19 protein-coding genes and 1 pseudogene are annotated in these 19,129 nt (G+C 73.5%); 8 read left to right on the top strand and 12 right to left on the bottom strand.

Annotated features, from left to right (window positions below):
• Window positions 1-113: 113 nt before the first annotated feature.
• Entirely contained in the window at window positions 114-755 is a 642-nt protein-coding gene (def, locus tag ABD323_RS11290) for a peptide deformylase (RefSeq protein ID WP_344441197.1), read from the bottom strand.
• 168 nt (window positions 756-923) lie between these two features.
• Here def and ABD323_RS11285 point away from each other — a divergent pair, with 168 nt between their 5' ends.
• Both ABD323_RS11285 and ABD323_RS11280 read left to right on the top strand, forming a co-directional pair.
• Window positions 924-1,547 (top strand): winged helix-turn-helix domain-containing protein, encoded by a 624-nt coding sequence (locus ABD323_RS11285; protein WP_344441196.1) that lies wholly within the window; start codon window positions 924-926, stop codon window positions 1,545-1,547.
• Window positions 1,548-1,609: 62 nt separating this feature from the next.
• Complete coding sequence (locus ABD323_RS11280; RefSeq protein WP_344441195.1) at window positions 1,610-1,921, top strand: hypothetical protein; 312 nt, start codon at window positions 1,610-1,612, stop codon at window positions 1,919-1,921.
• Between the two features lie 91 nt (window positions 1,922-2,012).
• Here ABD323_RS11280 and ABD323_RS11275 read toward each other — a convergent pair whose 3' ends face one another.
• A complete protein-coding gene (locus tag ABD323_RS11275) occupies window positions 2,013-2,468 on the bottom strand; it encodes a MarR family winged helix-turn-helix transcriptional regulator (RefSeq protein WP_344441194.1) in 456 nt (151 codons plus the stop codon).
• A 200-nt stretch (window positions 2,469-2,668) separates the two neighbouring features.
• Here ABD323_RS11275 and ABD323_RS11270 point away from each other — a divergent pair, with 200 nt between their 5' ends.
• Together ABD323_RS11270 and nadE are read left to right on the top strand one after the other, a co-directional pair.
• Window positions 2,669-3,910: an MFS transporter gene (locus ABD323_RS11270; RefSeq protein WP_344441193.1), complete on the top strand. Its 1,242-nt coding sequence runs from the start codon at window positions 2,669-2,671 to the stop codon at window positions 3,908-3,910.
• A 63-nt stretch (window positions 3,911-3,973) separates the two neighbouring features.
• Window positions 3,974-4,816, top strand: coding sequence for an ammonia-dependent NAD(+) synthetase (nadE, locus tag ABD323_RS11265; RefSeq protein WP_344441192.1), 843 nt, complete (start codon window positions 3,974-3,976; stop codon window positions 4,814-4,816).
• Between the two features lie 133 nt (window positions 4,817-4,949).
• On the opposite strand, the gene ABD323_RS11260 is transcribed toward nadE, so the two are convergent.
• Window positions 4,950-5,549, bottom strand: a complete 600-nt coding sequence (locus ABD323_RS11260; RefSeq protein ID WP_344441190.1) for a hypothetical protein — start codon at window positions 5,547-5,549, stop codon at window positions 4,950-4,952.
• A 290-nt stretch (window positions 5,550-5,839) separates the two neighbouring features.
• Window positions 5,840-6,769, bottom strand: a complete 930-nt coding sequence (locus tag ABD323_RS11255; RefSeq protein WP_344441189.1) for a Gfo/Idh/MocA family protein — start codon at window positions 6,767-6,769, stop codon at window positions 5,840-5,842.
• Between the two features lie 329 nt (window positions 6,770-7,098).
• On the opposite strand from ABD323_RS11255, the gene ABD323_RS11250 reads away from it, so the two are divergent.
• Complete coding sequence (locus ABD323_RS11250; protein WP_344441188.1) at window positions 7,099-7,986, top strand: 4Fe-4S domain-containing protein; 888 nt, start codon at window positions 7,099-7,101, stop codon at window positions 7,984-7,986.
• Window positions 7,987-8,026: 40 nt separating this feature from the next.
• On the opposite strand, the gene map is transcribed toward ABD323_RS11250, so the two are convergent.
• Window positions 8,027-8,794, bottom strand: a complete 768-nt coding sequence (gene map, locus ABD323_RS11245) for a type I methionyl aminopeptidase (RefSeq protein WP_344441187.1) — start codon at window positions 8,792-8,794, stop codon at window positions 8,027-8,029.
• A gap of 62 nt (window positions 8,795-8,856) precedes the next feature.
• Here map and ABD323_RS11240 point away from each other — a divergent pair, with 62 nt between their 5' ends.
• Entirely contained in the window at window positions 8,857-9,132 is a 276-nt protein-coding gene (locus ABD323_RS11240; protein ID WP_344441186.1) for a helix-turn-helix domain-containing protein, read from the top strand.
• Between the two features lie 73 nt (window positions 9,133-9,205).
• On the opposite strand, the gene ABD323_RS11235 is transcribed toward ABD323_RS11240, so the two are convergent.
• From ABD323_RS11235 to tdh, 6 genes are all read right to left on the bottom strand, one after another.
• On the bottom strand, window positions 9,206-9,622 hold the full coding sequence (locus ABD323_RS11235; protein ID WP_344441185.1) for a GNAT family N-acetyltransferase: 417 nt from the start codon (window positions 9,620-9,622) through the stop codon (window positions 9,206-9,208).
• Window positions 9,609-11,426 (bottom strand): ABC transporter ATP-binding protein, encoded by a 1,818-nt coding sequence (locus tag ABD323_RS11230; RefSeq protein WP_344441184.1) that lies wholly within the window; start codon window positions 11,424-11,426, stop codon window positions 9,609-9,611. Before ABD323_RS11230 ends, ABD323_RS11235 begins: the two co-directional genes overlap by 14 nt.
• Window positions 11,423-13,138 (bottom strand): ABC transporter ATP-binding protein, encoded by a 1,716-nt coding sequence (locus ABD323_RS11225; protein WP_344441183.1) that lies wholly within the window; start codon window positions 13,136-13,138, stop codon window positions 11,423-11,425. Before ABD323_RS11225 ends, ABD323_RS11230 begins: the two co-directional genes overlap by 4 nt.
• 155 nt (window positions 13,139-13,293) lie before the next feature.
• Complete coding sequence (locus ABD323_RS11220) at window positions 13,294-14,205, bottom strand: LysR family transcriptional regulator (protein WP_344441182.1); 912 nt, start codon at window positions 14,203-14,205, stop codon at window positions 13,294-13,296.
• 40 nt (window positions 14,206-14,245) lie between these two features.
• Window positions 14,246-15,439 (bottom strand): glycine C-acetyltransferase, encoded by a 1,194-nt coding sequence (locus ABD323_RS11215; RefSeq protein ID WP_344441180.1) that lies wholly within the window; start codon window positions 15,437-15,439, stop codon window positions 14,246-14,248.
• Between the two features lie 61 nt (window positions 15,440-15,500).
• Window positions 15,501-16,529: an L-threonine 3-dehydrogenase gene (gene tdh / locus ABD323_RS11210; protein ID WP_344441179.1), complete on the bottom strand. Its 1,029-nt coding sequence runs from the start codon at window positions 16,527-16,529 to the stop codon at window positions 15,501-15,503.
• 340 nt (window positions 16,530-16,869) lie between these two features.
• On the opposite strand from tdh, the gene ABD323_RS11205 reads away from it, so the two are divergent.
• Entirely contained in the window at window positions 16,870-17,271 is a 402-nt protein-coding gene (locus ABD323_RS11205) for a hypothetical protein (protein WP_344441178.1), read from the top strand.
• A 103-nt stretch (window positions 17,272-17,374) separates the two neighbouring features.
• Here the strand turns inward: ABD323_RS11205 and ABD323_RS11200 are convergent, their stop codons facing one another.
• On the bottom strand, window positions 17,375-18,148 hold the full coding sequence (locus tag ABD323_RS11200) for an enoyl-CoA hydratase/isomerase family protein (protein ID WP_344441176.1): 774 nt from the start codon (window positions 18,146-18,148) through the stop codon (window positions 17,375-17,377).
• 209 nt (window positions 18,149-18,357) lie between these two features.
• On the opposite strand from ABD323_RS11200, the pseudogene ABD323_RS11195 reads away from it, so the two are divergent.
• Window positions 18,358-19,129: pseudogene (locus ABD323_RS11195) on the top strand (MFS transporter); the annotation flags it as partial.

Here is a 19,129-nt window from a genome sequence, read left to right as displayed (position 1 = left end):
AGACCGTCCACGGACGGTCGGCGCCCGCGTGCTTTCGGTGCCCGTGTGCTTTCGGTGCCCGCGTGGTTCGCCGCGCGGCGGTCGGCGCCCGTGGGCCTCGGGGACCGGCGGTGTCAGCGACCGGCGAGCGCCGTCGCCATGACCTCGCGCCGGGCCAGCACCTCGTCGCGGCGCCTGGCCATCTCGCGCAGGGCCGACCTGCGTGCCCGCGTGGAGAGCCGGTCCAGGTAGAGGCCGCCGAGCAGGTGGTCGCACTCGTGCTGCAGGCAGCGGGCGAAGTAACCGCTGCCCTCGACCGTCAGCGGGTGGCCGTCCTTGTCCCAGCCGCGCACCACGGCCCGGTCGGGACGGGCCACGTCGCGGTAGGGGCCGGGGACCGAGAGGCAGCCCTCCCCCACCTCGGCCAGCCGTCGCCCGGCCACCGGCGGCTCCTCCAGCAGCGGGTTGACGATGTGGCCGACGTGCCGCACGCCGTCCTCGTCCGTGCAGTCCCAGACGAAGAGCCGCAGCGCGACGCCGATCTGGTTGGCCGCCAGCCCCGCACCCTCGGCCACGTAGAGGGTCGCGAAGAGGTCGTCGACCAGGGCGGACAGGCCCGGGGTCCCGAAGTCGGCGGCCGCCACCTGACGGCAGGGCCGGTGGAGCACGTCCTCGCCCACCTCGGTGATCCGCCGGACCCGGCCGCGCAGGGTCTCCGGGGGCAGCTGCGGATAGTCCGCGACCGGCCGTCCCTGAACCCGTGTCCGATGCACCATCCGCCCGTCCTTCCCTGGGGAGCCGGTGGCGGGCGCCGTCCGAAAGGCCCTGCTCAACCGGCTTTGCAAACTTTGCAAAGCCTAGCCTCCGGCAAAGCCCGATGTCACGCGCCCACCTGAGAGAGCGTCACTTGACGGCGGGTCGGCTCAGGCAGCACGCTCGGCAGGGTGACCAGAGAACTCCCGACCGCCACCCTGCCCGACCACCCCGTGCGGGTGGCCCTGCTCGACCTGCTCGCGAGAACGGGAAGCGTCACGTCGACCGAGGCGGCCAGGGAACTCGGGTACAGCTCGGGCCTCTGCTCCTTCCACCTGCGCCAGCTGGCCCGCCAGGGCCTGATCGAGGAGGCCCGCGCCCGCAGCGGCGGCCGCGCCCGCCCCTGGCGGCTGCGCTGGGACCCGGCCCGGCCGCCCGGGGACGTCGGGCCGTCCTCCGCGCTGGACCGCGAACTGGAGGACGCCAGTTACCGGCAGTGGACCGCCCACCGCGACCGGGCGCCCGCACCCTGGCAGCGGGACGAGGCGTTCAGCGCCGTCCTGCACCTGACCCCGAAGGAGCTGGCCGAGGTCGCGGCCGTCCTGCGCACGACGCTGGCCGGCTACGAGCACGGCGACGCCCGCCGGCCGGGCGTGCAGCCGGTGGCGGCGGTGGTCCGACTCTTCCCGCTGCTGGAACCGGACGCCGGGGCAGCGGCAGCACCCCCGGCGGCCCGACCGACGACCCCCACCCCCGCCTCGCAGCACGCCGGTACCGAGCCCGCGATCGACACCGACCGCCACCACGACCGTTGATGCTGCCACCCGGGAAGGCTCACCGGTCCTCGTGCGGGGACCTCGTCGATCAGGGAGGACTGATGGCCGCCGAGGAGGCGCCGGTGGCCCGGCTGCGGGTCCACAACAGCGGCGGGGAGCTGCTGGAGCTGGTCCTGGAGCCGTACGGAAGTGATCACTGGCTGGCGCCCGGCGAGACGTTCGTGGTCTGGACGATCGGGTCCGCGGACGGTCCTCCCTGGTCCGGAACCACCTACGGCAACGAGCCCTTCGAGGTGGACCACCGACCGGGCTCGGTGACGGTGCACTTCAACGGACACCACGGCTACGTCGCCGACCTCGGCGGCCACGAGGTCGAGTGCGGGCACCGACGCCCCGACGGCGCGAGCGCCTGACGCGGCGCGCCCCGGGTCGGACGGCGCGGCGACTGCCCGCCGGGCACCCCCGCGCCGACCGTGCGCTCCCCCGACCTCGCGCGGGCCCCCGTCAGCCCTGCGCCGTCCAGAGCGCGCGTACGGCGCTGACCAGCGGCGCGAGCTCCGGGCGAGTGGCGGCCTCGGCCAGCGCCTCGCGCAGCGCGGCGTCGTGGGTGGGCCGGGCCCGGGCCAGCAGGTCCCGCCCGGCCTCGGTGACGTCGGTGTAGATCCCCCGGCGGTCGTCGGGGCACAGGTAGCGCGCCAGCAGCGCGCGGTCCTCCAGCCGGCTGACCAGGCGGGTGGTGGCGCTCTGGCTCAGCACCACCGCGTCGGCCACCTGACTCATCCGCAGGTGGCCGCCCTCCCCCGGGTGCTGACGGCTCAGCACCTCCAGCAGCGAGTACTCGCGCACGCTCAGCTCGTGCGGCGCCTGGAGCGCGCGCTCGATGTGCGTCTCGATCCGACCGTGCAGCGCGGAGAGCGCGCACCACCCCTGGGCGAGACCGCCCTCGCTCTGCTGGTCCATCTGTCCGTCCATCCTGCCGGGAACACCGCGGGCCGAGCCCATGGCAAGGATAGCCCCCACCCAGGGATAGCCCGCGCTTGCAAGTATCGCGCGTCTGCAATTATTGTCGAAGCTTGTAGTCACCACGCGCAATATTCAGGCGCACCATCCTGCGCAGCACGCTGCGCGCCATCACACGCACCATCTGGGAGGGCGGGCTCATGCCCCTCGCACTACTGGCCCTGGCGATCGGCGCCTTCGGCATCGGCACCACCGAGTTCGTGGTCACCGGCCTGCTGCCGCAGGTCTCCGGCGACTTCCACGTCTCGATCCCCACCGCCGGCCTCCTGACGACCGGCTACGCGCTGGGCGTGGTGGTCGGCGCCCCGCTGCTCACGGCGCTCGGCACCCGGATCCCCCGCAAGCGGATGCTGATGCTGCTGATGGGCGTCTTCGTGGCGGGCAACGTGCTCTGCGCCGTGGCGCCCGACTTCGCCGTGCTGCTGGCCGGCCGGGTGCTGGCCTCGCTGGCGCACGGCGCCTTCTTCGGCATCGGCTCGGTGGTCGCGGCCGGGCTGGTGGCACCGCACCGGCGGGCCGGCGCGATCGCGCTGATGTTCACGGGCCTGACGGTGGCCAACGTGGTCGGCGTGCCGATGGGCACCCTGATCGGGCAGCAGTACGGCTGGCGGGCCACCTTCGCCGTGGTCGCCGCCATCGGCGTGGTGGGCCTGCTCGGGGTGGCGGCGCTGGTCCCGCAGCTGCCGGCCCCGGCGCGCGGCGGCGCGGGCCTGCGCGGCGAGCTCGCCGCCTTCCGCAGCGTGCAGGTGCTGCTGGCCATGCTGATGACCGTGCTCGGCTTCGGCGGCGTCTTCGCGGCGATCACCTACGTCACTCCGATGATGACGAACGCCGCGGGCTTCGCGGACTCCTCGGTGACCTGGCTGCTGGCCCTGTTCGGCCTGGGCCTGGTGGTGGGCAACCTGGTCGGCGGACGCTTCGCCGACCGGGCGCTGATGCCGATGCTCTACGTCTCGCTGGGCTCGCTGGCCCTGGTGCTCGCCCTCTTCACGCTCACCGCGCACGACCGCCTGGCCGCCGCCGTCACCCTCCCGCTGATCGGCGCCTTCGGCTTCGCCACCGTGCCGCCCCTGCAGAAGCGGGTGCTGGACCAGACGTCGCAGGCGCCGACGCTGGCCTCCGCCGTCAACATCGGCGCCTTCAACCTGGGCAACGCGCTGGCCGCCTGGCTGGGCGGGCTGGTGATCACCGCCGGCTTCGGCTGGACGGCCCCCAACCTGGTCGGCGCGGCGCTGGCCGCCGCCGCCCTGGGCCTGGCCCTGCTCTCCGGCGCCCTGGAACGCCGCGCCCGCGCGGCCGCGGGCTCCGGTCCGGCCGAGCACCCCGAGCACCCGGACCCCCTCGGCACCCCGCGGCCGCAGGGAGCAGGAAGTCGGGTGTGAGCGGGTCACCGGGTGACCCGACCCGGGTTTCCCCGCCCGGAATCCGGCCAGTACAGTACCTGGATGTCGATCACCCGGGACCAGATCCTCGCCGACCTCGGCGTCAGGCCGACCATCGAGCCCAAGGTCGAGATCCGGCAACGGGTCGACTTCCTCAAGGGCTACCTGCGCTCGACCCCGGCCACGGGCTACGTGCTCGGGATCAGCGGCGGCCAGGACAGCACGCTGACCGGCAGGCTGTGCCAGCTCGCCGCCGAGGAGCTGCGGGCCGAGGGGCACGAGGCCAACTTCGTCGCCGCCCGGCTGCCCTACGGCGTGCAGGCCGACGAGCACGACGCGCAGATCGCGCTGGAGTTCATCCGGCCCGACCGGTCGATCACGGTGAACGTCAAGCCGGGCGCGGACGCGGTCGCCGCCGAGGCGGCCCTGGGCCTGCGCGAGCTGCTGGGCGAGGAGCCCAGGCTGCGGGACTTCGTGCGCGGCAACATCAAGGCCCGCGAGCGCATGGTGATCCAGTACGCGATCGCCGGTCAGCTGAACCTGCTCGTGGTGGGCACCGACCACGCGGCCGAGGCGCTGACCGGCTTCTTCACCAAGCACGGCGACGGCGGTGTCGACCTGACCCCGCTGACCGGCCTGACCAAGCGTCAGGGTGCGGCCCTGCTGCAGGAGTTGGGCGCACCGGCGAGCACCTGGCAGAAGGTGCCGACCGCCGACCTCGAGGACGACCGGCCCGCGCTGCCCGACGAGGTCGCGCTCGGCCTGACGTACGGCCAGATCGACGACTACCTGGAGGGCGCCGAGGTGACGCCGGAGGTGGCCGCCCGGGTGGAGTCGATCTACCTGGCGACCCGCCACAAGCGGACCGTTCCGGTCACCCCGCTCGACGCGTGGTGGCGGCCCTGACCCCGCGCTGATCGGTCCCCGGCCGCGTGAAGTGCTCCGGTGCAGTGCGAGCGCCGAGATCATCGGCACACCGCCCCCGCAGCGCGGCTCGTGCGAGCGCGCGGTGCGGGGGCGGCTGCGTGCGGTGCCGGGGTCAGTGCGTGATGAGGTACTTGGTCGACGGCACACCGCTGTAGAGGCTGCAGTCGAAGGTGCTGGTGGTGGCGGTGTAGGTCCAACCCGTGGGCGCCCAGCAGGCCCAGAGGCCGTTGACCGGAACCCGGTTGCGGTAGGTGGTGGCCGTCACGCCGGAGGTGGTGCTGCACGCGGTGGTGTAGGTGACCAGGTCGTAGGTCCAGCCCGGCTTCACCGAGCAGGCGGTCAGGCCGTCAACGGGGGTCCGCAGCCGGTAGCTGGCGGCCTGCGGCCCGATCTGGGCACAGGCGCTGCCGAGCGAGACGTAGTCGTAGACGAAGCCGTCGACGGGGGTGCACGACATGACGCCCTCGGCGGGCGTGCGGAGGTGGAAGACGGTGCTCGTCCAGCTGGATCCGCCGCTGCACTGGCGGGTCTGCTGGACCTGGTCGTAGGTGTAGCCGGCCGGGACGCTGCAGGCCCAGCTGCCGTCGAGGCCGGCGGCGTGCGCCGAGTCGGCGGGCGCGACGGCGAAGTTGGCGAGGAGCACGGCGGCCGCCGCAGCCAGCGCGAGGGTGGTGCGCGCGGCGAGACGGCCGATCCGGCGAAGTGGACTCATGACAGACATGGGTCTCCCAACGGACGCGATCGGTGTGGTGGCGATCGCGATGAATGATCATGCGGTCACATGATCGCCGTTTTTATAGCACGAGTCCCACACGTGCTGACAGATCGTCATGACGCCCTGATCGCACGAATGTCCTGATCCGATCCCCTCACCCGTCCCGGTGGCGCGCCGCCCCAAAGCGGCGCCCACGAAGTGATCCCCCGTCAGAATGGCCGAAATGTGCCCGACCCGTGGAGACGGCCGGCGGGCTCGCCGCCCCTCTCCAGGGCGGGCCCGCATCGTCAGGCGGCCTCGATGCGTTCGACGATCAGCTCGCAGAGCTCGTGCGTGCGCAGCGCGTCCTGGGCGTCGAGGGTGCGGCCGGAGCGGACGGCGTCGAGGAAGGCGAGGACGATCTGTTCGATGCCGCGCTGGCGGGCCACCGGGACCCAGTCGCCCCGGCGGCGGATGGTCGGCTGGCCGCGGTGGTCGATCACCTCGGCCAGGTTGACCACCTCGCGCTTGGAGTCGCCGCCGGAGACCTGGAGCACCTCCTCGGTCGACCCGCTCACCCGGTTCATGATGCCCAGCGCCGTGAAGCCCTGGCCGGCGAGGGTGAGCACGACGTGCTCCACCAGGCCGTCCCGGGTGCGGGAGCGGACGTCGACGTGCTCGATCTCGCCGGGGACGAGGAATCGGAGCAGGTCCACCAGGTGGATGAAGTCGTCGAAGACCAGGGTGCGGGGTGCTTCGGCGAGGCCCTCGCGGTTCTTCTGGAACACGATCAGGTCGCGGGGACGCTCCTTGGCCTGGACGTAGGCGGGGGCGTGCCGGCGGTTGAACCCGACCATCAGCGAGCGGCCCAGCTCCTCGGCCAGTCCGGTCAGCCGGCGCGCGCCCTCCAGGTGGTAGTCGAGCGGCTTGTCCACGTAGACGTCGACGCCCGCCGTGAGCAGTCGCTCGACGATCGGGACGTGCTGCTCGGTGGCGGCGTGCACGAACGCGGCCCGGATGCCGCTGTCGATCAGCTCGTCGAGGTCGGTGAAGCGGGCCGCCCGGTCGACGCGGTGGGCGTCACCGATCCGCTCCAGCTTCGCCGGATCGCGGGTCATCAGCCGCAGGTCGAGGCCGGGCAGCGCGCAGAGGACCGGCAGGTACGCCTTCTGTGCGATGTCACCCAGGCCGATCACCCCGACCGGGAGCAGGGCGTCGTGGGCGGGGGTCGGCGTCATGGGATCTCCTGTGGTGCGGGCGAGAGTCAGCCGTTCCCACCCTATGGCCTGCCGCGGGCACCGCCGGGGACGGGCGCCGCGTGGGGCCGGGGCCCGAGCGTCACGCCGGCGACCGTGCGGCACGTGCCGGCCGATCCCGATCGCGAACCCGTCCCCCGGAAACCCCGCCCCGGCCACCGTTTCAAAGACAGTTCGTCACCGTTCGAGGATGCGGCCCGGAGCAGTGGTTTCCGGTGAAGTCAACGGCCCCTGGCAATTGGTTCTCCCACGGACCCGTGATAGGCAGTCAGGAACCGATCGCCCAGCATCCCCCGCGGAGGGACCACGTCATGAACGAGCAGTCGGCAGAGGCCGGTTGGCACGTCGATCAGCGCTGCACCAACTGCGACGTCGCCCGGCAGCTCGCACCGGAACTCATCGCCGAAGTCGCCGGCCGCTCCTCGGTGATACGTCAGCCCCGCAACGAGGCGGAGGAAAGGGCGCTGCACGCCGCGGCATTCGCCTGCCCCACCCGATCGATCCGGCACGGCGCACGTGCACCGCACACGACCCTTGACCCGTTTCCGCTGCGCCTCACCGAGCACGTGCACCTGTGCGGGCACAATTCCCCGCACGCCGCCGGCGCGAACTCCTACCTGCTGCGCCGACCGGCCGGACATCTGGTGATGATCGACACGCCGCGCTGGAGCACCGCGCTAGCCACGAAGTACGCCGCCCTCGGCCCGATCACCGACGTGCTGCTCACCCATCGCGACCACGCCGCGCACGGCCGCGCGTACGCCGACCGGTTCGGTGCCCGGCTGTGGATCCACGAGGCGGACCTGGCCGCCGCACCGGACGCGGACCGCGTCCTGCGGGGCACCGAGCCGATCGAGGTCGCCGACGGCCTCACCGCGCACCCCCTGCCCGGGCACACCGAGGGCAGCGTGCTGTACCTGGCCGACGAGACCTACTGCTTCAGCGGTGACAGCATCTACTGGTCCCGCAGCGCCGGCGACCTGGCCGTCGCCGAGTCGGTCACCTGGTACTCCATCACCGAACTGGCCGCGTCACTGGCCCGCACGGCGCCGCGGGTGCGCTTCAGCCGGCTGCTGCCCGGCCACGGCGACCGCAAGCACCTGCCGGCCGACGAGTTCGCCCGCCGGCTCCACGACCTGGCCCGCCGCACCGGCGAACTCTCACCTCGGCCGATCGACTTCGCCGCGCTGCGCTGGTGACCCACCGCGGCACGGCACGGCGCTGCGCAGCGCAGCGCGGTCAGGGCAGGGTGAGGATGCGGGGGCCGTCCTGGGTGACGGCGACGGTGTGCTCGATGTGGGCGGCCCGGCTGCCGTCGATCGTGCGCAGGGTCCAGCCGTCGGGGTCGGTGCGGTAGTCGTCGCGTCCTCCGGCCATCAGCATGGGTTCGATGGCGAGGGCGAGGCCGTGGCGCAGGCGGAAGCCGCGGCCGGGCCGCCCGTCGTTGGGGACGTGCGGGTCCTCGTGCATCCGGCGGCCGATGCCGTGGCCGCCGAAGTCGGCCGGCATGCCGCAGGCCGCCGCGCGGGCGACCGTGCCGATGGCGTGCGAGATGTCCCCGATCCGGTGGTCGACCGTGGCGGCGGCGATGCCGGCGTCCAGGGCCCGCTGGGTGGCGGCGATGAGGTCCAGGTCGGCGGGACGGGGCGTGCCGACGGTGAAGGTGATCGCGGCGTCCCCGGCCCAGCCGTCGAGTTCGGCTCCGCAGTCGATGCTGACCAGGTCACCGTCGCGCAGCCGGTAACCGTCGGGTATGCCGTGCGCCACGGCATCGTTGACGGAGGCGCAGATCACGCCCGGGAAGGGGACGGGGGCGAAGGAGGGCCGGTAGCCCAGGAACGGGGAGCGGGCGCCGGCCGTGGTCAGGACGGCGCGCGCCACCTCGTCGAGCTCGCGCAGCCGGACGCCCACGGCCGCCGTCGCGCGGACGGCCGCGAGCGCGTGGGCCACCACACGCCCGGCCTCGCGCATCGCCTCCAGTGCCGTGTCGGTCTTGATCTCCACCATGTGCGTGACTCCCCTGCGATGCGCCGTTGCCCAATACTTATACCGGTATTAGTATCACGGGCATGGTGAGAGTCCCTTTGAGTCCGCAGGAGCGGCAACGCGGCGAGCGCTTCGGCGCCCTGCTGCGCCGGGCCCGCGGCGAGCGCAGCATGGTGGAGGTGGCGGCGGCCGCCGGGGTGTCCGCGGAGACCCTGCGCAAGATCGAGACCGGCCGGGCGCCGACCCCGGCCTTCTTCACCGTGGCAGCCCTGGCCCACGCCCTGGACCTGTCCCTGGACGACCTGGCCGCGGCGTGCGCGCAGGACGCCGACCTCGACGGGCAGGCCATGTCGGCGTGACCGACCGACCGGCGCCGCACAGCGGAATTCGGTCGGCGGGCGCCGGTCAGGAGCCGCCGGTCGGCCGGCGCCGTCAGAGCCGCATGAGTCCGGCGGCGGTGGAGCGGAATCCGCACTGGCGGTAGAAGGACCCCAGGTGCGGCTCGTAGTCGACGTGCAGCCACACGGCGCCCCGCGCCCTCGCCTCGTCGGCGGCCGCCCTCACGAGTCGGATCCCGAGCCCCCGGCGGCGTTCGTCCGGGTGCACGGTGGTGTCCAGGAGGAAGGCGTGCGCGCCGCCGTCACCGACGACGTTGACGAATCCGACCAGTCGACCCCCGCGCCGCGCCGCGATCCAGATCAGGCTGCGGGCCAGCATCGGCGCGAACGACGTCGGCCGGTGGTCCGGCCACGACGCGCCGAAGAGCTCGTCGAGCTCGGCGTCCGTCAGTGCGGGACACACCTCCACCACCTCGTCGCCGCCACCCTGCGATGCCTCACCGATCGTCATGCGAGCGCTCCGCCTCCTCCGGGCGGCCCTGCCAGGCGTGCCACAGGGCCGCGTAGCCGGCGCCCTTGGCCAGCAGTTCGTCGTGGGTGCCCAACTCGGAGATCCGGCCGTCCTCCAGCACCGCGATCCGGTCCGCCTCGCGGGCGGTGTGCAGGCGGTGGACGACGGCGATCACCGTCCGGCCGTGCAGGACCGCGGCCAGCGAGCGTTCCAACTGCCGCGCCGCGCGCGGGTTGAGCAGGGAGGTGGCCTCGTCCAGCAGCAGCGTCTCCGGATCGGCGAGGACCAGCCGGGCCAGCGCCAACTGCTGGACCATCGCCGGGTTCAGTGCCTGCCCACCGGAACCGACGGCACCGTCCAGACCCACCTTCGTGGCCCACTCCCCCGCGTCCACCGCGTCCAGTGCGGCGAGGATCTCCTCGTCCGCGGCACCGGGCCGGGCCAGCAGCAGGTTGTCCCGCAACGTGCCGCGGAAGACGTGGTGCTCCTGCGTGACCAGGGCCACCCTGCGGCGGCGCTCGGAGAGCGGCAGGGCGCCGATCTCCTGGCCCGCCACGGTGACGCTGCCGGCCCCGGGCTCGTAGACGCCCGCCAGCAGCTTGGCCAGCGTGGACTTCCCGCCCCCGGAGGGCCCGACGACGGCCAGCCACTCGCCCCGGGTGATCGTCAGGTCGATGCCGTGCAGCACGTCGTGGTCGGGCTGGTAGGCATAGCGCAGGTCCCGCACCACGATGTGGCGCTGCTCGGGCGGCCCGCCGCTCTGAACCGGCAGCAATCCGGCGGCAGTCGCCGTGGCGGCGGCCGTCACCGGGTCCGCACCCACCGGCCCGGCCCCGCGGAACCGGGCGACGCCCCGCAGCCGGGCCAGCGCGGCGGCGGACAACTGGAGCTGGTTGACCCAGAACACCAGCTCGTCCAGCGGGCCGAGCAGTTGCGCGGCGTAGACCGTCGCCGCGGTCACCGCCGCCAGCGACACCAGGCCGTGCAGATAGCAGGCGCCACCGGCGATCAGCACCGCCGCCACCGGCAGGGCGTAGCTGACGTCGGCGAACGGCAGGAAGACGTTGAGCAGTCCCTGGGTGTGGCGCTCGGCGGCGTAGCACAGGGCGATGTCCTCGTTCGCCCGGTCCATCCGGCGGTCCGCCAGCCGCAGCGCCTCGACGGTCCTGGCCCCCTCGACGGTCTCGGTCAGTCCCTCGGTCAGCCGCGAGTAGGCGGCCGCCTGGCGCAGGTACCCCTCGTGGGCGCGGCGCAGGTACCAGCGGGCCGCGCCGAACAGCACCGGCACGAAGACCAGGCACGGGATGAGCAGCAGCGGGCTGAGCAGGGCCAGCGCGCCGAGCGTGAACAGGATCACGCCGCCCGAGGTGAGCATCGCCGGGACGGCGGAGCGCACGGTCTCGGAGAGCAGGCCGGTGTCCCGGGTGGTGCGGGTGATCAGGTCGCCGGGGGCGACGTTCTCCGCCACCTGCGGCGGCAGCGCCAGCACGTCCTCGACGAACTCCTCGCGCAGCTCGGCCAGGACCCGCTCGCCGAAGGCGGCCGCGACGTACCCGGCGATCCGCACCAGCAGCGCCTGGCCGGCCAGCGCCAGGCAGATCAGCAGCACCGTGCGCAGCACGGTGTCGTGGCCGTGGGTCACCTGGTCCACCAGGTCGCCGAGCAGCCAGGGGGCGGCCAGCCCGGTGACCGCGCCGAGCGCCTGCAGGGTGACCAGGCCGGCCAGTTGGAGCGGGCGGGTGCGCACCACCCGCCAGGCGTAGGCGCCCACCTCGCGACCGGAGGCGACCGGCAGCGCGGTCATGACGTCACCATCCCGCGCTCGACCGTGGACCGGTACCGGGCGTCGTCCATCATCGCCTCATGGCTCCCTTCGGCCACCACCCGCCCGTCGGCGACCAGCACCACCCGGTCCGCGCGGCCGAGCAGCAGCACGCTGGTGGTGAGGACCACCGTGGTGCGGCCGCGCCGCAGCCGGGTGAGGCCGGCGGCGATCCGGCTCTCGGTGTGCGCGTCCACCGCGCTGGTCGGATCGTTCAGGATCAGTACCTCGGGGTCGGCCATCAGCGCGCGCACCAGCCGCAGCCGCTGTTGTTGGCCGCCGGAGAAGTCCTGGCCGCCGGTCGCCACCAGGGTGTCGAGTCCCTCGGGCAGGGCCTGGACGATGTCCCGGGCCGAGGCCGCGTCGAGGGCCTCCCACAGCGGGTCGTCCGAACCCTCCAGCCGGCCCTCCGGGTCCAGTTCGGCTCGCAGCTCCCCCGCGAACAGTCGCGCGTCGGCGGTGCCCACCAAGATCCGTCGCCGGACCTCGGCCAGCGGCAGCGCGGCCAGCGGGCGGCCCGCCCAGGTCGCCGGCGAGTCGACGTAGCGGCCCAGCCGGTCGGCGAGTGCGGCCGCGTCGTCGGAGCCGCAGACCACGGCGGTGAACAGCGAGGGCGTCACCAGCAGGCCGGAGAGCGGGTCCGCCAGGACGTCGCCCGCCTCCGGGCCCGGGGACGGGTCCGACTCGGGGCACGGTCGCAGCTCCGGCTGCGTGCGCAGCAGCCGGGTGACGTGGTCGGCGGCCACCTTCGCCTGGGCAACCGCGCTGACGGCGTACGTCATCCGGCGCACCGGAACCACCAGGAACGCCGCGTACCCGTAGCAGGCGATCATCTGGCCCGCGTTCAACTGCCCGTCCAGCACCCGGCTCGCGCACAGCGCCACCACGCCGACCAGCAGCAGGCTCGGCAGGAAGGTGTTCAGCGCGCCGAGGGCCGCCGACACGGCGGCCAACCGCACGGCGGTGGACCGAAGTTCCTGCGAACCGTCGCGGTAGCGGCGGGCGAAGAGCTGCTCGCCGCCGATCCCGCGCAGGATCCGCAGCCCGCGCACGATGTCCACCGACTGGTCGGTGAGTTCGCTCTGCCCGGTCCGCAGCTGGTTCTGCCGGCGCTGGAGCAGCCGCAGGCTGCGGGTGTTGATCAGCAGGATGCCCGGTACGCCGAGCAGCACCAGCAGGCCCACCTGCCAGGAGGCCAGCAGCATGAAGGTCGCCACGACGACGAAGGCGACCGCTCCGCCGACACCGCGCGCCGCCGCCGCCATCGCCCGGCCGATCTGGTTGATGTCCGAGACCCCGACGGTCACCAGGTCCCCGGTGGAGGCCCGGCGTTGCATGGTCGCGCCGAGCTCGCTGACCCGGCGGGTGACGAACTGGAGCGTCTGGTAGCCGCTGCCGGCCTTGGCGCTGAGCGCGAAGTTGTCCTGGAGCACGGCGGCCACCGCCTGGACGACGCCCAGGCCCACGATCGCCAGCCCCCACCAGATCAGCGCGCGCTGGTCCCCGGCCAGCAGTCCGGCGTTGACGGCCTGGCCGATCAGGCCCGGGGTCAGCCCCTGGGCCGCCACCCACACCGCGTTGAAGATTCCGGACAGCACGAGCGCGCGCCGGTGGTCGAGCACGAGCCACCACAGGTAGCGCCACGGTCCGCGGATGTCGGGGGCACCGGGATGTCGGTCGGGGAAGTCACGCAACGCTCGCTCCTCGGCTCTGGATGGGCCACCAGGGCACTCCAGCGGCACGACCGGGGTGACGTCAACTCAGTTTCCGCCGCCGGCACGGAGATCGACCGGCCCCCGGCGACGGCGCGTCGCACCGGGCGCACGCAGACGCCGACGCACCGCAGTGGCTAGCGCAGTGTGCCGGCCGCGGTCTCCAGGGCGCGCAACACCGGGCGGATCAACGGGTGGTGCTCCGCGCCGCCGCGCACCGCCGCGAAGACCTTGCGGGTCGCCAGCTCGCTGTCCACCGCGCGGACCGCGACCTGACCGAGGTCGACCCCACGCAGGGCCGAACGGGGGACCAGGGCGACGCCCGCGCCCGCCGAGGCGAGCGCGACCACCGCGCTGAAGTCGTCCGAGGAGTGCAGCACCCGCGGGCTGAACCCGGCGTGCTCGCAGGCCAGCAGGACCACGTCGTGGCAGGGGTTGCCCGGGTAGGGTCCGATCCACGGCTCGGCGGCCAGGTCGGCCATCGCCACCGGTCCGCTCCCGCCCGCGAGCCGGTGGCCCACCGGCAGCACCGCCTCGAACGGCTCGGCGTAGAGCGGGAAGCGGGCCAGGCGCCGGTCGTCGGCGCGGGGGGCGCCGCGGTACTCCACCGCCACCGCGAGGTCGGCCTGCCCGTCCAGCAGCATCGGCAGGCTGGCGTCGCCCTCGACGTCCAGCACCCGCAGCCGCACGCCCGGTGCCGTCGCGCTCAGCGCGCCGATCGCCGGGGCGAGCACCAGCGCGATGCCGGTGGCGAAGGAGGCCACCGTGACCTGGCCCTGGACGCCGGCCGCGTACGCCGCCAGGTCCGCCTCGGCCCGCTCCAGCTGGGCGAGCACCGCGTCCGCGTGGCCCACCAGGATCTCGCCGACCGCGGTCAGCCGCACCCCGCGGCCGTCCCGGGTGAGCAGCTGGTGCCCGGTCTCCAGCTCCAGCGCGGCCAGTTGCTGCGAGACGGCCGAGGGGGTGAGGTAGAGCGCGGCGGCCGCGGCGGTCACCGTACGGTGGTCCGCCACGGCGCGCAGGGTCCGCAGGCGTCTGGCGTCGATCACGTCCTCATTGTGCCAGCGCCGCGCGGCGCCGCCGGCGGCCTCAGGCGTCCAGCGCCGCCCGGGCGTCGACGAAGGCCGCCACCACGCGCTCGACGTCCTGGGTGGAGTGGGCCGCCGAGAGCTGCACCCGGATCCGCGCCTGGCCGTGCGGGACGACCGGGAACGAGAAGCCGATCACGTAGACGCCGCGCTCCAGCAGCAGCTCGGCCAGCCGCCCGGCCCGGGCCGCGTCGCCGATCATCACCGGGGCGATGGGGTGCTCGCCGGGCAGGATCTCGAAGCCGGCCTCGGTCATCTTCGAGCGGAAGAGCGCGGTGTTGGCGGCGAGCTTCTCGCGCAGCTCGTGCGAACTCTCGATCAGGTCGAGCACGGTCAGCGAGGCGGCCGCGATCACCGGGGCGAGCGAGTTGGAGAAGAGGTAGGGGCGCGAGCGCTGGCGCAGCAGCGCGACGATCTCGCGGCGGGCCGCCACGTAGCCGCCGGAGGCACCGCCGAGCGCCTTGCCCAGGGTGCCGGTGATGATGTCGACGCGGTCCATCACGCCGTGCAGCTCGGGGGTGCCGCGCCCGCCGGGGCCCACGAAGCCCACCGCGTGCGAGTCGTCGACCATCACCATCGCGTCGTAGCGGTCGGCCAGGTCGCAGATCTCGCGCAGCGGGGCGAGGTAGCCGTCCATCGAGAAGACGCCGTCGGTGACGATCAGCCGGCGCCGGGCGTCCTGGGTCTCCTTGAGGCACTGCTCCAGCTCGGCCAGGTCGCGGTTGGCGTAGCGCTTGCGGGTGGCCTTGCAGAGCCGGATGCCGTCGATGATGCTCGCGTGGTTGAGCGCGTCCGAGATGACCGCGTCGCGCTCGTCCAGCAGGGTCTCGAAGACGCCGCCGTTGGCGTCGAAGCAGGAGGAGTAGAGGACGGTGTCCTCCTGGCCGAGGAACTCCGAGAGCCGCTGCTCCAGCTGCTTGTGCACGTCCTGGGTGCCGCAGATGAAGCGCACCGAGGCCATGCCGTAGCCCCAGCGGTCCAGCGCGTCCTTGGCGGCGGCGACCACGGCCGGGTGGTCGGCCAGGCCCAGGTAGTTGTTGGCGCAGAAGTTGAGCACCTCGCCGGGGCGGCCGCCGGCGGTGACGGTGACGGCGGCGTTCTGCGGCGTGCCGATCACCCGCTCGGGCTTGAAGAGGCCCGCTTCGGTGATCTCGGCGAGGGTGGTCCGGATGTCCTCACGAACAGAGGTGAACACGGCTCTCCTAGAGCTGGTGTCGAAGGCTGGTGTCGGGGCCTGGGCCGGGGCGGGAGGGCGGTCAGGCGGTCCAGTCGAGAATGATCTTGCCGCAGCGGCCGCCGGCCGCCTCGTCGAACGCCGCCTCGAACTCGGCCGCCGGGTAGCGGCCGGTGATCACCGGGCTCAGGTCCAGGCCGCCCTCGAGCAGCACCGACATCGCGTACCAGGTCTCGAACATCTCGCGCCCGTAGATGCCCTTGAGCGTGATCATCGAGGTGACGACCTTGGCCCAGTCGATCGCGAACTCCTCGGCGGGCAGGCCCAGGATGGCGATCTTGCCGCCGTGCGTCATGTTGTCGATCATCGAGCGCAGCGCCTCGGGACGGCCGGACATCTCCAGGCCCACGTCGAAGCCCTCGCGCAGGCCGAGCTTGCGCTGGCCCTCCTCGATGCTGTGCTGCGAGACGTCCAGCGCGAGCGAGACGCCGACCTGGCGGGCCAGGTCCAGGCGGTACTCGCTGACGTCGGTGATCATCACGTGCCGGGCGCCGGCGTGCTTGGCGACCGCGGCGGCCATGATGCCGATCGGGCCCGCGCCGGTGACCAGCACGTCCTCGCCGACCAGCGGGAAGGAGAGCGCGGTGTGCACGGCGTTGCCGAACGGGTCGAAGATCGCCGCCACGTCCAGGTCGACCGGGACCCGGTGCACCCAGACGTTGGAGGCCGGCAGCGCCACGTACTCGGCGAACGCGCCGTCCCGGTTGACGCCCAGGCCGATGGTGTTGCGGCACAGGTGACGGCGGCCGGCCAGGCAGTTGCGGCACTTGCCGCAGACCAGGTGGCCCTCGCCGCTGACCAGGTCGCCGACGTTGACGTCCACGACGGCCGGGCCGAGCGCGACGACCTCACCGACGAACTCGTGACCGAGCGTCAGCGGCGTCCTGATGGCCTGCTGCGCCCAGCCGTCCCACTTGCGGATGTGCAGGTCGGTCCCGCAGATGCCGGTGCGCAGCACCTTGATCAGAACGTCGGACGGGCCGACCTCCGGCTCGGGGACGTCGGTCAGCCACAGTCCGGGTTCGGCCTGCTTCTTGACGAGTGCCTTCACGGCGGTGGCTCCTGACACGACGGTGGGACGGGAGGGTGGGGGCCCGGCAACGCCGCCATTGCGCACCGGGCACGGAGCAATCTGCCTGGTGGGAGGGGGTGTGGTCCATCGAGGAATTCTTAACGGCGGCGACAGCTGGGCTTCACGATCGTGCCCGAGCTGCGGCGGCCGGCCCTGGCACCATGCCGCGCCTCACCCGTTCGGGGGCGTTCGGAGTGGGAAGTCGAACCGCTGCCCGACACGCCGCCGGCTGGCGGAACATCCGTGACCACCCGTAACCGGACCCCTACTGTCACCACCAGCAGGAATGGTCAGTCAACGAAGGAATGAGGGAACCTCCATGAACCGCACCGTCAAGTGGGCGCTGGTCCTGGTCGCCGCCGCCGGCATGGCCGGCCTGCCCGGCATCGCCTCGGCCCACTCCCCGAGCAACGGTGGACTGGTCGTCATCGGCGACGACAACCAGATCGCCGGCAACGACATCTTCAACGCCGGCCACGACAACACCGTGGGCTCCCACAACGGTTCGAACGCCGGGGTCGGCATGGGCGCGGTGGCCTCGGCCGAGGAGGAGACCGGCCACGGCGGCGGTGTCGTCATCGGCGACCGCAACCAGCTCGCGGGCGACGACCTGTTCAACGCCGCCAACGACAACACCGTCGGTTCCTGGGACGGCAACAGCTCCATGGTCGGCGCGGCCTCGGCGACCAACGGGACGATGAACGGGCTGGTCGACCTCTAGTCACCCGCCGAACTCCCGCCGGGCGGACCCCGGCGATCGCGGCCCGGGGAGCGGACAGTGGATCCGCTCCCCGGGCCGTCGCCGTGCGCGGTGACGGCCGGTGCTACTCGAACTTCGCCTTGCCCGGGCCGTCCTCGATGAAGCTGCGCATGCCGGTGGCGCGGTCCTCGGTGGCGAACAGGCCGGCGAACAGCGTGCGCTCCAGGGCGAGGCCGGTGTCGAGGTCGGACTCCAGGCCGCGGTCCACCGCCTCCTTGGCGGCGCGCAGCGCCCAGGCCGGACCGGCGGCCAGCCTGCCGGCCCAGGCCAGCGCGGCCGGGTAGACCTCCTCGGCGGGCACCACCTGGTCGACCAGGCCGATCCGCAGCGCCTCCTCGGCGCGCACCTGGCGGCCGGTGAAGATCAGGTCCTTGGCCTTGGCCGGGCCCACCAGGCGCGAGAGCCGCTGGGTGCCACCGGCGCCCGGGATCAGGCCGAGCAGGATCTCGGGCTGGCCGAGCTTGGCGTTCTCGGCGGCGATCCGGATGTCCGCGCAGAGCGCCAGCTCGCAGCCGCCGCCCAGCGCGTAGCCGGTGACCGCGGCCACCACGGGCTTGGGGATCCGGGCCACCGCCGTGAAGGCGTCCTGCAGGGCCCCGCCACGGCGCACCATGTCGGTGTACGACATGCGCTGCATCTCCTTGATGTCCGCGCCGGCCGCGAAGACCTTCTCGCCGCCCCAGATCACCACGGCGCGCACGTCGTCGCGGGCGGTGGCCTCGTCGGCGACCTCGCGCAGCTGGTCCTGCATGGCGACGTCCAGCGCGTTCATCGGCGGGCGGGCCAGCCGGATGGTGCCGACGGCGTCCTCGACGTCCAGGGTGACGAACCGGGTCATGAGCGGGTCTCCTCCAGGGTGGTGAACGGGCAGTTCGGTGACGGTCAGGGCGGTTAACGCTCGTAAACACTGACACTAGCGGTAGCGGTGCTGATAGCGTCAGAGCATGTTCCTCACCCGTGGGTAGAGCCCGAGGTCGACCGCACCCGTTGTGGCGCGGTCCTTCGGCGTCCCCCCACGTGTCTTCCGATCCCGGTTGAGGAACCATCATGTCCACGCACTCCTACCGCGCTGTCCTGCGCGCGCCCGGCGTCCTGCCCACCTTCGCCCTGGCACTGGTGGGGCGGCTCTCCTACGGCACGGCGCCGCTGGCCCTGCTGCTCACCGTCACCCGCACCACCGGCTCGTACGCCGCCGTCGGCGCGGTGCTCGCGCTCTTCGGACTGACCGTCGCCGCCCTCGCCCCCGTGCGGGCCGGCCTGATCGACCGTCACGGAGCGCGCCGCGTGCTGCCGCCGCTCGCGGTCGGGTACGCGGCCACCCTGCTCGCGCTGGCCGTCGCCGGCGCGTCTCTGCTGCTGCCGCTGGCGGCGCTCGCCGGGGCACTGGCACCACCGCTGGGGCCGGTCACCCGGGCCCGCTGGAGTGCGCTGCTGGCGCCCGGCGAGCTGCTGGAGCGGGCCTACGCGCTGGACACGGTGGCCGAGGAACTGCTGTATGTCAGCGGGCCGTTGCTGGTCGGCTGGCTCAACGCGGCCGGCCTGGGCGGTGGCCCCGGCGGGCTGGTGCTGCGCGCGGTGCTGGTGCTGGCCGGCGCGCTGGGCCTGGCGGCGCTCTCGCCCGCGCAGGAGGTACGGACGCGGTCGGTGGCGGCGGCGGGCACCGGACGCACGCGCCGCGCGGCGCGGGCCGGGCTCGGGTGGCCGGTGGCGGTGGCGGCCGGGCTCGGCGGCGCGCTCGGCGCACTGAGCCGGCTGGTGGTGGCCGCGCTGGGCGGCGCCGGACGGGCGGGCACCCTCGCCTGGCTGGAGGCCGCGCTGG

It is taken from the genome of Kitasatospora nipponensis (assembly GCF_039528135.1).
Classification (GTDB): Bacteria; Actinomycetota; Actinomycetes; order Streptomycetales; family Streptomycetaceae; genus Kitasatospora; species Kitasatospora nipponensis.
The sequence above is the reverse complement of the archived record's forward strand: the minus strand, read 5'-3'. Positions and strand labels throughout refer to the sequence as shown.

Excerpts from the sequence above, each read along its gene's own strand:
- ABD323_RS11205 (WP_344441178.1), top strand. The coding sequence starts at position 16,870 with ATGAACCGCACCGTCAAGTGGGCGCTGGTCCTGGTCGCCGCCGCCGGC.
- ABD323_RS11250 (WP_344441188.1), top strand. The coding sequence starts at position 7,099 with ATGAACGAGCAGTCGGCAGAGGCCGGTTGGCACGTCGATCAGCGCTGC.
- ABD323_RS11270 (WP_344441193.1), top strand. The coding sequence starts at position 2,669 with ATGCCCCTCGCACTACTGGCCCTGGCGATCGGCGCCTTCGGCATCGGC.
- ABD323_RS11255 (WP_344441189.1), bottom strand. The coding sequence starts at position 6,769 with ATGACGCCGACCCCCGCCCACGACGCCCTGCTCCCGGTCGGGGTGATC.
- ABD323_RS11230 (WP_344441184.1), bottom strand. The coding sequence starts at position 11,426 with ATGACCGCGCTGCCGGTCGCCTCCGGTCGCGAGGTGGGCGCCTACGCC.
- nadE (WP_344441192.1), top strand. The coding sequence starts at position 3,974 with ATGTCGATCACCCGGGACCAGATCCTCGCCGACCTCGGCGTCAGGCCG.
- def (WP_344441197.1), bottom strand. The coding sequence starts at position 755 with ATGGTGCATCGGACACGGGTTCAGGGACGGCCGGTCGCGGACTATCCG.
- ABD323_RS11240 (WP_344441186.1), top strand. The coding sequence starts at position 8,857 with ATGGTGAGAGTCCCTTTGAGTCCGCAGGAGCGGCAACGCGGCGAGCGC.
- ABD323_RS11200 (WP_344441176.1), bottom strand. The coding sequence starts at position 18,148 with ATGACCCGGTTCGTCACCCTGGACGTCGAGGACGCCGTCGGCACCATC.
- ABD323_RS11280 (WP_344441195.1), top strand. The coding sequence starts at position 1,610 with ATGGCCGCCGAGGAGGCGCCGGTGGCCCGGCTGCGGGTCCACAACAGC.
- map (WP_344441187.1), bottom strand. The coding sequence starts at position 8,794 with ATGGTGGAGATCAAGACCGACACGGCACTGGAGGCGATGCGCGAGGCC.
- ABD323_RS11260 (WP_344441190.1), bottom strand. The coding sequence starts at position 5,549 with ATGAGTCCACTTCGCCGGATCGGCCGTCTCGCCGCGCGCACCACCCTC.
- ABD323_RS11275 (WP_344441194.1), bottom strand. The coding sequence starts at position 2,468 with ATGGACCAGCAGAGCGAGGGCGGTCTCGCCCAGGGGTGGTGCGCGCTC.
- ABD323_RS11235 (WP_344441185.1), bottom strand. The coding sequence starts at position 9,622 with ATGACGATCGGTGAGGCATCGCAGGGTGGCGGCGACGAGGTGGTGGAG.